The organism is Neptuniibacter sp. 2_MG-2023, assembly GCF_030547495.1.
GTDB lineage: Bacteria > Pseudomonadota > Gammaproteobacteria > Pseudomonadales > Balneatricaceae > Neptuniibacter.
Map to the genome: position 1 here is coordinate 1 of NZ_JAUOQC010000018.1, position 12,148 is coordinate 12,148.

Sequence of the window (12,148 nt, forward strand, 5' to 3'; positions counted from 1 at the left end):
TGGGCGTGCACGTAGGAGGCCAGCCTCTGGCCGAAGGGTTATGTGATATCGGGTTAAGTGCGTAATTTATTCAGGTGTTTTTTTCGGATTTCTGCACGTAATTCTTTCGCTCACAGGGTGGGCTCCTACATTGGGTGTGCATGTAGGAGGCCAGCCTTTGGCCGAAAAGATCTTCCATAGATTGTATGTGCGCTTCCTTTCCGAATGCTATAAAATCCGCCCCCTGAATATTTTTGTTCGGATTTAGGTAGGTTTTTCCTACATCTCGTTTGCTACGTGGCCCGAAGGGCTGCCTCTATTTTGCGTTGGGATTACGCCCCAATTAGCGGAGTTTATATGTCTAATCAAGAACAGCTAGGCAACAATATTGTTGTTTGTGCTCTGTATAAGTTTGTCACTTTAGAAAATTATGAATCTTTACGTCAGCCCCTGCATGACTGCATGGTCGAGGCAGACGTTAAGGGTACCTTGCTGCTTGCGGTGGAGGGGATTAACGGTACGATTGCCGGTACACGTCAGGGAATTGATGCCGTGCTTAATTGGTTACGCCAAGATGAGCGTTTATCGGATGTAGGGTATAAAGAATCATTCGATACCACTAACCCTTTTATGCGGACCAAGGTTAAGTTAAAGAAAGAGATTGTCACAATGGGAGTTGAAGGTATCGACCCTAAACGTGTGGTAGGTACCTATGTGAAGCCGAAAGATTGGAACGCGTTAATCTCTGATCCTGATGTTGTATTAGTTGATACACGTAATGATTATGAAGTGGCTATTGGCACTTTTGAAAATGCCTTAGATCCCGAGACCAAAACTTTCCGCGAGTTTCCTGAGTATGTTTCTAATAACTTAGATCCTGAAAAGAACAAAAAAGTGGCGATGTTTTGCACCGGGGGTATCCGTTGTGAGAAATCTACAGCCTATTTAAAAGAGCAGGGCTTTGATGAGGTTTATCATCTTGAAGGGGGGATTTTAAAATACCTTGAAGAGGTGCCTGAAGCTGAATCTATGTGGAAAGGGGACTGCTTTGTTTTTGATGGACGAGTGTCTGTTAAGCATGGTCTTGAAGTTGGAGATTATGATCAGTGTCACGCGTGCCGTATGCCGATTACTGAGGAAGAAAAGCAGTTAGATAGTTACGAACGCGGTGTCAGCTGTCTTCATTGTATAGAAACCATGACTGATGAGCAGAAGAGCCGTTTCAGAGAGCGTGAACACCAAGTTCAGTTAGCGAATGCACGCGGCGAAGCTCATTTAGGTGGTGAAGTTCAGGATGCGGTTAAAGCCCATCGACAAGCTAAAGAAGCCTATCGCGAAGCGCAGAAAAATCGTTCTAATAGCTAAAAATTTACCTATAAAAAAACCACGCTATTGCGTGGTTTTTTATCTTTATAGATCACAAAAAACTTATTCTGCGCAACAAGGCTCGGCGATAATCTCTATTTTATCGCCTTTAACTGCATGGAAAAAACAGTTGGAGCGTTCAGTATGGCAGGCCGGTCCTGTCTGATTGACTAGACACAGTAAGGTATCGCCATCGCAATCTATGCGCATCTCGACCAGTTTTTGTACATGGCCAGAACTTTCCCCTTTACGCCAATAGGTTTGGCGGGAGCGGGACCAGTAACAGACTTGTCCAGTTTTTAAAGTTTCTTCAATTGAGGCTCTATTCATCCAAGCCATCATTAAGACTTCACCGGTTGCATTTTGCTGTGCGATGGCTGGAATCAAGCCATCCTCATTAAAACGTAAATTATCTAAGGCTGAGGTTAGATCTGTTTGAGCGCCTATTTTTGAGGACTCTAAATCGTAGTAAAAGTTGTTTTTCATAATCTCTTTCATCTATGCAAGCTGATCTTGTGCGCATCATATCACAAGGTGCTTTTTAGCTAAGGAATAAAGATTGAATTTTTACCTCATCTTGTACTCAAAGGATCAGATAGCCAGTGGATATGAAGATGAATATGCGTATTAGTTTGTTAGTGTTTGTTGTAACGGTGTTGATAACTTTATTGTTCGGGCGTCATTGTTCATCGTTTATAGATGGCCAAACTGATCGGCAAGATGTCCTATCAACACAATCGATCTATGCGGATAATGGAAAAGCGAGTGAGCGAGGGGATTGTTCCTCCTAGCCCTACTTAGTGAATACCACTAAGCAAAAGTTTATAAAAGGAGGAGACTTATCCTTTTATAAACATCCGCAGAGTCGATTTTTTGGTATTTAAGCTCTGTTTAAGCGTCCTCAAGTGCCATAGAAGCCATCTTCATTGCACTTTCAAATGATTTTGCACCGGCAACAAATAGTCCATTATGACAAAACATAGCATCATCAATACCGGTTACATCTTGAAGTGCCTTATCAGATAAGCCAGCCCAAGGCTTAGGAAGTGATTTCCTATCTTCAAATGAACCTAATTCAACAGGTACTGTTTGAATTCTCCATTGACCCGAATCTGATGGATAAACCATATATAACGCCTCTTTAGATAAGGCGTGTACTGTTCTTTTCCATGGTGTGTATTTTTCTAATACGATCACTCTTGGATCTTCTGCATTCTCAATCGCTTCAGCCACAATTGACTTGGCGCTAATACCACCGTTAGTCGTTGCAATAAAGCGTGTTAAAACACGTGATGCAAAATCAACCGCTTCATCAAAGCAGCTATCAAAGTGGCTGTCTTCTTGCCATGTGGGGTTAAACATAGAGATTGTTTGGCTAAGGCTAATACCTGTCGCTACCCCCTCTACATGGCCGCAATCGATCGCATCAATGGTTGATACTAAGCCTGCATCGACAGAGTCCGCGACCTCTTGGTTCCCTTTGCATATCTCTAAACCATATTTCTGCCAAATCAACCCAAATGAGGAGTAGGGGATACCATTGTCGCGTTTGCCTGCTCCTCCCCGTTGATGATGATCAAAACGGCCTGTGTCTGGATCATGTTCACCGCCAACATCAATCGCAAGGTCAGCTTTAGCGATCAGCGCCAAATCCCGTGTGCGTATCAGTGTAAACGCCGGGAAAATACTCTTAAGAGCAGCGATACTGAAAACATCATCTGCATGAAAGTTACCGCTGTGTGTTGCTACCGTTATATCAGTCATTAGTTTTTGTCTTATCAAAAAAGAAGAGAGGGCTGATTAAGCTTACTGTATGGGGTCCCGTCTTGAGGGAATTTAATCAGTAAAAATCATATGGGGCGATCCTATAGGAAGATCGCCAGTAAAAATAGGGGGGAGTTGTCTAAACACTAGTTTGGCTTAAAAAGTAGTTAGCAGTGCTGGTAACTACGGGAGGAATACCTGTCTTAGCCATTCCCTGATAGATGAAGTAATAATGGCCATTTGGGGCCGTGCAGAGTAGAAAAACGGCCATTATTACGGAGTCATAGTAAGCAGATTGTTAGGCTTTTACATTATGATTAAATGGAAACCTATACCTGCTATACCAGCGCCTAGATATCTTAAGAACTGGGCTCCATTTGAAAGCTTTGCGGCAATGATACCTATTAACACGCCCATAACATGAATACTCGCCGTACCTACAATAAAACCGAGTGCATAATACGCAGGGTTTGCTAAGTAAGGCATTTCAATGCCGTGTGCGTAGCCATGAAAAATGGCAAAAAAACCAACAAAACACATGGCTAAAATAGGTGCGATTTTTTTCTCAACTGTAAGTGATATACCTAAAACAAGCACGGAAATTGAGATGCCTGTTTCAACAGAAATTAAGGCAAAACCATTTAAGCCTAAGATACCGCCCACTAACATTACGGATACAAACGTTGTGGGTACTAACCATAGGGCTCGTCCCCCCATTTGGGCGCTAAGGATACCTACACTTAACATGGCTAGTAGGTGATCAAAACCAAGGACAGGGTGAGATAACCCCGCTAAAAAGCCTCCACCACTTGCTTGATGTGCAAAAGCGATGCTGGGAAGAAGCACAGAAAGGATGATGGCAGAGAGTGTTAATAGTTTTTTCATAATGAGTCCTTGTTTCTTGTCTTTACCTAAATCAGTTGATTAGGTTCCTTTTTACTTCAAAAAGTTGAGGAGCATCTCCCAGATGCTCGGCTTGGCTTTTTTGTGGTACTCCGTACGTAACTGATCGACAGTGCTGAGTTGCTGCTGAACTGTGCTTAGGTTGTCAGCTGTAGCTGGTGGGATAGCCTCAACAAAACGCTCCACTTTATTTAAACCTTCCAGCGAAATTACTTTGCGTTCAGGCGAAAAATCATAGGTTTGCGCACTTTTGAGATATTTTTTGAACTCGCCAATATTTTGATTAAAGCTTTGGGCAGAATCAGTATCCAGTGCATTTTTATAATGCAGCCGCATCTGTTTCATCGTTTTCTTTAAATTCAGGGGCTCACCTGCGCTGCTATATCCAGAAAAAGCGATTAATAAGATAAGCGACAAAGAACTAAGTAACAGTTTTAGAGATATGCGTTGCATAAACAAAATCGACCTTCACAGTGATTAGGGTATTTGCAAGGCAATATACCAGATCTGCGTAGCGAGCACCTTATAGATGAGTGTTGCTCGCTATCACCTTTGTAAGCGGGCTAGCGAGCAAGTTTATTGGTTGTGTTTAAAGGATTAATCGATAAAGTCGATTATTGAGCGGGAATCACGACTGCTTGCTTACCAACGGGGATAGGTTGGCCACCTTGTGCCGCCGCGTATGTTTCGGCTTCCGGCAAGGATGTGAACCAGATGTTGGGATAACCTGCATGTTTTAATGCGAGGCTGTAATCAAGCGGTTGCTCTTCGGGCTGGGCTTGGATCTTTTTTTTGTATTCAGACCAATTAAGGCTTCCAGCCTCTAGGGCTAACATTTGCAATATATGTTTGCGCTGGATTGTCTCTCGTCGACGGTATAGTTCGGGTAATGAAATTTGACGAAAGGTTTCGCTGGAAATCAGTCTTCGTAAAACAGGAAGAGAGTGGGGACGTGAATCCGATTTAGCCGCACGGTGTAAGGATTTTGCCACGCGTAATATCGATTTGAGTAATTCGTTTTCGGGTGTGTTAAGACCACAGATAGGATGAGTCATATGCATATCGCCTACTTAAACCGGTCTACTCGCTATGAACCTGAGATGATATGCAAGCGGCTGCTTGCGAAATATATATGATTGGTACTATCGCTTTTGCGAGGCAGGCGTCCAACAAGCCTGAGCGCATTATCTTCTGACTAGGCTGTAGCTGTCAATATGGGATCTGTAAAAACGATCCTGTTTGCTGTATTAGCTCATCATGAACAATAAGATCATCTATTCGAATCAGTCTAATAGGCATAACCCTTACCTGTTGATATTTTCGCAGATCTATCTGTATGAATTAAATTCAATGCAAATCAAAAATAAACCATTTTTATTCATGTTCTATTGCGAGTATAAAATACATTCAGCTATTCAGCTTAGACAATATTGCAGTTGACTCTTAATGAGGTCGCACAGGTCAAAATGATGGTGACGACGATTAACAGGGGAAATCTGAAAACAAGTAAGACGGTCGAGCGATGGTAGGGAATAAATTCAGATTTTATATCAGGAAGTAGGGTGCGATTACGATGAATACAAACTTTACCTTTACGATTAAGCGCGTTGGCTTCGATAAAAACTATCGCCCGTCAGACAATACGCGTGTCACGACTAACTTTGCGAATCTGGCTAGAGGAGAGCGTCGTCAAGAAAACTTGTCTAACACCCTAAAGATGATTGATAACCGTTTTAATGCGTTGGCACATTGGGATAATCCTAACGGAGATCGTTATTCTGTCGAATTAGAAATTATTTCTGTAGATCTTGATATCGAAGGCAATGGTCAAACCTTCCCCGCTATTGAAGTATTAAAAACAAACATTGTTGATCATAAAACCGGTGAGCGCATTGACGGCATTGTAGGCAATAATTTTTCTTCTTATGTGCGGGATTATGATTTTAGTGTATTGCTTCTGGATCATAATAAGCATCAGCCTAAATTCAGTATCCCAGATAACTTTGGGGAGCTGCACGGTAAGCTTTTTAAATATTTTGTTAAGTCTAAAGCTTACAAACAGCATTTTAAAAAACCGCCGGTTATTTGCCTCAGTGTGTCTGATAGTAAAACTTACTACCGAAAAGAGAATCAGCATCCCGTTTTAGGATTTGAGTATCAACCTAATGAGCCATCCTTGACTGAGCAATACTTTGAAAAGATGGGCTTACAGGTTCGTTACTTTATGCCGCCAAATAGCGTTGCTCCTTTGGCTTTTTATTTCTTTGGCGATTTACTGAATGATTACACCAACCTCGAACTGATTAGCACAATTAGTACGATGGAGACCTTTCAGAAAATATATCGGCCTGAAATTTATAATGCCAATGCTGTGGCAGGCCAATGTTATCAGCCTAAGCTGAAAAACCGAGATCACTCCGTCACCCAAATTATTTATGACCGAGAAGAGCGTAACCAGTTAGCTAATGAACAAGGGAAGTTTGCTGAAAAACACTTCATCAAACCCTACCAAACCCTGCTTGAACAGTGGTCAGCTCATTACGCTTAATCTCTAGGTCCAATTATTCATCTAAATAGACGGCATTACTTATTATGAAAACATTATTACCCACTTCAACTGCAGGCAGCTTACCTAAACCCTTGTGGCTTGCAGAACCTGAGACGCTTTGGTCACCTTGGAAGTTGCAAGGAGAGGCGTTAATTGACGGCAAACAGGATGCGCTACGTGTGTCATTACACGAACAGCAACATGCCGGTATTGATATTGTCAGTGATGGCGAGCAAACGCGGCAACATTTTGTGACGACTTTTATTGAACACCTCGATGGTGTTGATTTTGAGAAACGTAAGACCGTTAAAATTCGTGATCGCTATGACGCGAGCGTCCCCACAGTTGTTGGCCCCGTTTCCCGCCAGAAACCTGTGTTTGTTGACGATGCTAAATTTCTACGCCAACAAACCAAACAACCGATTAAATGGGCGCTACCAGGCCCCATGACGATGATCGACACGCTCTATGATGATCATTATAAGAGCCGTGAAAAGCTCGCGTGGGAGTTTGCCAAAATTCTCAATCAAGAAGCGAAAGAGTTAGAAGCGGCGGGCGTTGATATCATCCAATTTGATGAACCGGCATTTAATGTTTTTTTTGATGATGTAAATGACTGGGGGATTGCGTGCTTAGAGCGAGCGATTGAAGGACTTAGCTGTCAAACCGCTGTACATATCTGCTATGGCTACGGCATTAAAGCCAATACTGATTGGAAAAAGACATTAGGGTCGGAGTGGCGACAATATGAAGCCGTGTTCCCTAAACTGCAAAAGTCGAATATCGATATTATCTCATTAGAATGTCACAACTCCCATGTACCTATGGAGTTGCTTGAATTGATTCGCGGTAAAAAAGTCATGGTAGGGGCAATTGACGTAGCAACCGACAAAATTGAGACAGCCGAGGAGGTCGCCCATACCTTGAGAAAGGCACTTGAATTTGTCGATGCTGATAAACTCTACCCTTGTACCAACTGCGGTATGGCACCTTTATCTCGTCGAGTGGCCAGTGCCAAACTCGAAGCGTTAAAAGCAGGTACAGAGATTATTAGGCGAGAGCTTTTAGCCTAAAAATAACGGGCTCAGAAAGACTTTTTAGTGAGAGGGCTTCACTACTGAAAATCGCTTTCAGCAAGGAATCTGAGCCGGTTATTCCTATTGATGCTTATGCTTGAATCCATGTTTTTTTATTTTTAGATACACGGCGAATTTTTTCTGCTCGAATTAATTGATTTAACGCTTTAGTAAATTCAGGTTTGGGTTGTTTCAGTTTTTTTCGCACAGCCTCGGTCGTTTGAGCCGTCTTGAGTTGGTCGTAGATCATTTGCTCCAAACTTTGTGGCAGTTTCTTTGGTTCTGTAATTCGTTTCTGTTGAATGTCTGATTTAGGCTTTAGCGCAATTTTAGAATTTACCTTATGAAGTTTGCACTGGAATGAGAACGCTGTGGTTAGCGCATTATCTTGCGTATAAAGAATAAACTGACAAGCACTTCGTTGTACTTCAGATAATGATGCAATAATTCCGATTAAGTTTCCTATAACGTAGAAGTCGGCTTGGTTCGGCCCGCTGGGGTAGCTTGATACGTAGAGAAATAGTTTTCTTTCGCAAGCCTCTTTTACCGCTTCGTTTTTTGAGAAAACAATAACCTTATCTGAAATAGAAGCGTCAATCGCTTCAACGCCTTTCAAGCCAATATTTTCAGCATCTACGAATATAAATCTCAAAAAAATACTCCTTATCTTTTGAGTGTGTAAAGAACGTAAGAATCAGGCCTAGCATTGTGTAGTACCCGTTATTCATCGACTCACTGGCGAATAACTAACCTCAACATAATCGCCTATCTCCTTCATCGTGTAATGGCCACTTTTATAAGCCTTCAGCATGAACACATGCTGTGCTCGTTTAACGCGCTGTTAGAGCGAAACCCTATGATGCTGAAACTTTCCCTTTTTTAGGAATATTTTTACTTGTTGAATCACCGCATCATCTCGCATAAGAAAGGGGTGAGAAACGGGCATAATGATGTGGTCAGTCATCCCTTCTACTTTTGTGCTTTCGACAGACACTTTGCCATCGTCAGGGTTTGGAAGCATTTGAGAAAGTATTGGATTAATAGTTGAACTGCCCGCTATTACGCCGACTTGATAGGTCACTGCTCCAAGTGAATTTGGAACACTTGTTTTATCTGTGCCTAATTCTAAACCTGCAGGGCCATTAATAAATTCAAATCCGGGAACGTTTTTTAATTTATCAACAACCTCACTTCCTTTATTCGGTGGGCCTAGCATTACCACACGACCTAAGCGGTCTAGTTTGTTATCACTTAAATATTTACGTAAAACAATCCCACCCAAAGAGTGAGTAACAAAATTTATGGTTAGGTTAGGTTTACATTGAGCGACAGCATTAGGAATATAATTTTTGGCTATACTCTCAATATCATGTTTGGTTGAAGGGTAGTCAAAGTTCACTACGGCATAACCCGACTTTTCAAGTTTTGCTTCCATTTTATTCATAGAACTATCGGAACGAGCCATCCCATGAAGTAAGACAACACATTCCTCAGCCATTGAAAAAGTACTCCATAAACACAAAATCAAACTGAATAATCTTATTATCATAGGATACTCTCGATAGTGCGCTTTAACGGGTGAAGTTCACAGCCCGACAACATGCGCTTGTTATGCCAATTATTGCTGAACAATTTTGAGAGCCTTGAATGCATCCATTGTAAGTTTCTTTCTCAGCGCTAAATCTGAACGTTGCTTTATCTCAATGTGGTTTGCAAAAAACCATGTTTGCTCGTTAACAACAAGATAACCCACATACCAACCATCTTTGCCAGACCAACCTGTTTTGGACCAGACCTTTATCTTGTTATTACTCTCTGACAACATAATATCCTTCAGTATTTTAATATGCTGTTCCTGTATTGGTAAATTATCCTTATATAATTTACGCAAGAAACCAATTTGATCTTTTACTGAAACTCTTAGTTCGCCATCAAGCCAAAATCGTGTGATCTCACTACCCGTTAATTGGTTTCCGTAGTCAAAACTTCTAAGATACTCATGATACTTAGTGTCGCCGATCATTTTGGCATAGCGCTGATAACACCATACACATGAATATTGAAAAGCGGTTTTAAGTGTTTGATCTTTGTTCCATGGGGCGTATTCGCGCTCTACACCATCTCAAGGAATGACTTCAGAAAGGTCTTTAATCAAACCCTCCTCAAGTATGATTAAAGTATTGGGTATCTTAAATGTTGAAGCAGGTATAAAGCTTTCTTTGTTATTAACGTTATATTGATATTTTCGTTCACCATCAGCGGATTCAATGAGTATTGACCCATTAATATTGTTTGCCTTGTAAAGGCTTTCTATCTCTTTCTCTACAGCATATATATTGGCTGAGAAAGCCAATACAATAAACAGTCCTAAATGCTTCATATCTATCCCGGTATTAATGTGTGAGTAACACGGTGGCATATGGTGTTTCCCAACATAAAGCATCGCTTTGGCTGTCCAAGCCCGCAGGGCTGCTTTTGATGTTTTTGTTATGTGTTTTTATAATACTTGCGAGCACAATACAGTTCCCAGACTTTATAAATTAGATAGGCCCCTAATAAACCTACCTCTGTGGATGCTTTAAAGCCGTCTTCAGGATTTGAGCTTATCAACCGGCTACCTGAGATTTCTAGATATAGAGAAACTGATACTGTTGCAGCTACTGTGTGACGTTAATTATTTACATTACGAGGGTATTACTTGTTTTCTATATCCTCATAACGTCTACAGCGTAGGCCAGCCCTGCTGGCTGTACTTGTTAGCGATTTATTTATTAAAGAAGGCATTCCAAGCATCCTTTAGCTCCTTGTCTTGCGCTACGCCCCTAAACTGTAAACGCAATGTCGAGAATGGGCCGTAAGACTGCTGACACTGCAAAACAAAATATGTGTTTTCGTCAGAGGCAGAAAACTCATTACTGCCACCCAAATTGCTTTTTTCTTGAGGTGTAGGTGAATATTTTGGAAAAGCTGGCTTCAATAATTTTAGAGCCTCTTCTTTTTTATGCATGCATTCCGTCATGCTTTTTGATACAGATTCTGCGGTAACAATAGAAACCGAATAATTTTTATTTAAGTACGAAACCTGGTATTCAGGGAATAAAACTGACGTTTTCCCATAATTTGGCACCCTGAATTGTGTTGTAGGGCGATTGATATCTTTGTTTTCTTGCCCTCTAGGGTGATCAAATGGTTTACCAATTTGCACATCGAATAGAGATGGGTAGACTTCACCTCCACACGCATGGAATGAAGAAAGTGAAACAATTAACCCGATTAGTATGTTTTTCATTTTGGTGTTTTTCGCTAACGCCGCAATAACCGAGCGGAGTATTGCGTGGTAAAGTGAGTGAAACGAACCACGCAATGCGGAGTCCGGTTTATTGCTTTGTTAAGTGTTTTTTGTGTTGTCACGTTTTTCCACAGCTCTTAATGCACCTTCAGGTAATACTTTATACAGGTTCGCAACTTTTTTTGGCTGTGAAATTCTAACTTCAACTATGAAATTAATCATTTCAAAGAGGCTGTGCGCAATCTCTGGATTATCGTTAATCTCAATTTCACCAGGGTGTACTGCATTATTACCAATCACGCGGCAATAATCTAATGCCTGTTGAACTTCAATAGGCAGCCCCTTAGAAACCAATACTCCAATATCATCATTGATATTTTTCCCTTTTTCTCCCAGCTCACCTAATAGCTTTTGTATTGTCAGTCTTAAAAGCGCCGCCGCTGCTCTTGGCGAGCGAGCAACTATATCTCTCGCCTCATTATAATCTTCAAGGCAAGGTTCCGGCAGATCAATATGAGGGGGCGGAACAGGCGCTTCCGATGGTACTACCATTCGCTCACCATACCAGTAACACTTTTCACGACAGTGCGAACACCGACTACATCTGAAGTCAGTTCCCATTGCATTCCTCGAATAATGATCGAATAAATCGGACCAATATTGCTTTGCATAAACTCCGCAGTGTAAACAATGAAATTGCTCTTCATTAAACACTGGCGGATAGTATTTACTCATTTAGAACTCCGATTTCGATTAAACACTTAACGCCCAACATAAAGGGCCGGAGCGTAGCGACGGTCCAAGCCCGAAGGGCGACTTTTAATGTTTTTGTTAGGACGCTTTTGCATAAACATGCGTCAAGTACGTTACTAGTGCTGTAAATAATGCCATCACAACAAAAGCTAAAGGGTATGCAGGCACCCAAAAATCACCTAGCCATACATCTGAGACCGTGACCATTTCTGGTGGCATATAGACTGCTTGCTTTGCGATTTCACGACACAAAAGAAACCCCAAAACCATATTCAATACTACTGAACTTATCGACAGGAATTTATGTTCAGTGAGCCTTTTAGTGGTCACATAAATCGCTATCTGGATTATTGAAAATAGTACCAGAGGTGCGGCAAACAAAATGGCATATAACTTGAAATCTGACATAGTCCTAACGCCCCAATAAGAGGCTAAAAATAGTTTGCTAAGATGTGAAGCGTAGCGAAACCG

Annotated in this window: 16 protein-coding genes and 1 pseudogene; 4 read left to right on the forward strand and 13 right to left on the reverse strand. The window is 41.5% G+C overall.

Annotated features, from left to right (window positions below; translation table 11 throughout):
• Positions 1-336 precede the first annotated feature (336 nt).
• Positions 337-1,344: a rhodanese-related sulfurtransferase gene (locus tag Q4486_RS14260; RefSeq protein ID WP_303415242.1), complete on the forward strand. Its 1,008-nt coding sequence runs from the start codon at positions 337-339 to the stop codon at positions 1,342-1,344.
• A gap of 63 nt (positions 1,345-1,407) precedes the next feature.
• On the opposite strand, the gene hisI is transcribed toward Q4486_RS14260, so the two are convergent.
• A complete protein-coding gene (gene hisI / locus Q4486_RS14265; protein ID WP_303415241.1) occupies positions 1,408-1,830 on the reverse strand; it encodes a phosphoribosyl-AMP cyclohydrolase in 423 nt (140 codons plus the stop codon).
• Between the two features lie 128 nt (positions 1,831-1,958).
• Here hisI and Q4486_RS14270 point away from each other — a divergent pair, with 128 nt between their 5' ends.
• Positions 1,959-2,135 (forward strand): hypothetical protein, encoded by a 177-nt coding sequence (locus Q4486_RS14270; protein WP_303519877.1) that lies wholly within the window; start codon positions 1,959-1,961, stop codon positions 2,133-2,135.
• A gap of 100 nt (positions 2,136-2,235) precedes the next feature.
• Here Q4486_RS14270 and Q4486_RS14275 read toward each other — a convergent pair whose 3' ends face one another.
• The 4 genes from Q4486_RS14275 to Q4486_RS14290 all read right to left on the reverse strand — a co-directional run bounded on the left by Q4486_RS14275 (position 2,236) and on the right by Q4486_RS14290 (position 5,066).
• Complete coding sequence (locus tag Q4486_RS14275; RefSeq protein WP_303519878.1) at positions 2,236-3,108, reverse strand: MYG1 family protein; 873 nt, start codon at positions 3,106-3,108, stop codon at positions 2,236-2,238.
• Between the two features lie 306 nt (positions 3,109-3,414).
• A complete protein-coding gene (locus tag Q4486_RS14280; protein ID WP_303519879.1) occupies positions 3,415-3,993 on the reverse strand; it encodes a HupE/UreJ family protein in 579 nt (192 codons plus the stop codon).
• Positions 3,994-4,044: 51 nt separating this feature from the next.
• Positions 4,045-4,464, reverse strand: a complete 420-nt coding sequence (locus tag Q4486_RS14285) for a cytochrome b562 (RefSeq protein ID WP_303519880.1) — start codon at positions 4,462-4,464, stop codon at positions 4,045-4,047.
• 161 nt (positions 4,465-4,625) lie between these two features.
• Positions 4,626-5,066: a hypothetical protein gene (locus Q4486_RS14290; RefSeq protein WP_303415235.1), complete on the reverse strand. Its 441-nt coding sequence runs from the start codon at positions 5,064-5,066 to the stop codon at positions 4,626-4,628.
• 518 nt (positions 5,067-5,584) lie between these two features.
• Between Q4486_RS14290 and Q4486_RS14295 the strand changes: the two genes are divergently transcribed.
• Entirely contained in the window at positions 5,585-6,559 is a 975-nt protein-coding gene (locus Q4486_RS14295) for a DUF1852 domain-containing protein (RefSeq protein ID WP_303519881.1), read from the forward strand.
• A 44-nt stretch (positions 6,560-6,603) separates the two neighbouring features.
• Positions 6,604-7,632 (forward strand): methionine synthase, encoded by a 1,029-nt coding sequence (locus Q4486_RS14300; protein ID WP_303519882.1) that lies wholly within the window; start codon positions 6,604-6,606, stop codon positions 7,630-7,632.
• Between the two features lie 94 nt (positions 7,633-7,726).
• Here Q4486_RS14300 and Q4486_RS14305 read toward each other — a convergent pair whose 3' ends face one another.
• From Q4486_RS14305 to Q4486_RS14340, 8 genes and pseudogenes are all read right to left on the reverse strand, one after another.
• Positions 7,727-8,287, reverse strand: a complete 561-nt coding sequence (locus Q4486_RS14305) for a hypothetical protein (protein WP_303519883.1) — start codon at positions 8,285-8,287, stop codon at positions 7,727-7,729.
• 189 nt (positions 8,288-8,476) lie between these two features.
• On the reverse strand, positions 8,477-9,133 hold the full coding sequence (locus tag Q4486_RS14310; RefSeq protein ID WP_303519884.1) for a triacylglycerol lipase: 657 nt from the start codon (positions 9,131-9,133) through the stop codon (positions 8,477-8,479).
• 120 nt (positions 9,134-9,253) lie between these two features.
• Positions 9,254-9,730, reverse strand: a pseudogene (locus Q4486_RS14315) (penicillin-binding transpeptidase domain-containing protein); the annotation flags it as partial.
• A gap of 27 nt (positions 9,731-9,757) precedes the next feature.
• Positions 9,758-10,015 (reverse strand): hypothetical protein, encoded by a 258-nt coding sequence (locus Q4486_RS14320; RefSeq protein ID WP_303519885.1) that lies wholly within the window; start codon positions 10,013-10,015, stop codon positions 9,758-9,760.
• A gap of 384 nt (positions 10,016-10,399) precedes the next feature.
• Positions 10,400-10,924 carry a hypothetical protein gene (locus tag Q4486_RS14325; RefSeq protein WP_303519887.1) on the reverse strand — a complete coding sequence of 175 codons (525 nt, stop codon included), beginning with the start codon at positions 10,922-10,924 and terminating at the stop codon, positions 10,400-10,402.
• Positions 10,925-11,023: 99 nt separating this feature from the next.
• Positions 11,024-11,476: a DUF4145 domain-containing protein gene (locus Q4486_RS14330; RefSeq protein WP_303519888.1), complete on the reverse strand. Its 453-nt coding sequence runs from the start codon at positions 11,474-11,476 to the stop codon at positions 11,024-11,026.
• Positions 11,470-11,631 carry a hypothetical protein gene (locus Q4486_RS14335; RefSeq protein WP_303519889.1) on the reverse strand — a complete coding sequence of 54 codons (162 nt, stop codon included), beginning with the start codon at positions 11,629-11,631 and terminating at the stop codon, positions 11,470-11,472. The genes Q4486_RS14330 and Q4486_RS14335 overlap by 7 nt, the downstream gene beginning before the upstream one ends.
• Before the next feature lie 124 nt (positions 11,632-11,755).
• The gene (locus Q4486_RS14340) at positions 11,756-12,085 is read right to left on the reverse strand and encodes a hypothetical protein (protein ID WP_303519890.1); all 330 of its coding nucleotides are present in this window, start codon (positions 12,083-12,085) and stop codon (positions 11,756-11,758) included.
• Between the last annotated feature and the right edge of the window lie 63 nt (positions 12,086-12,148).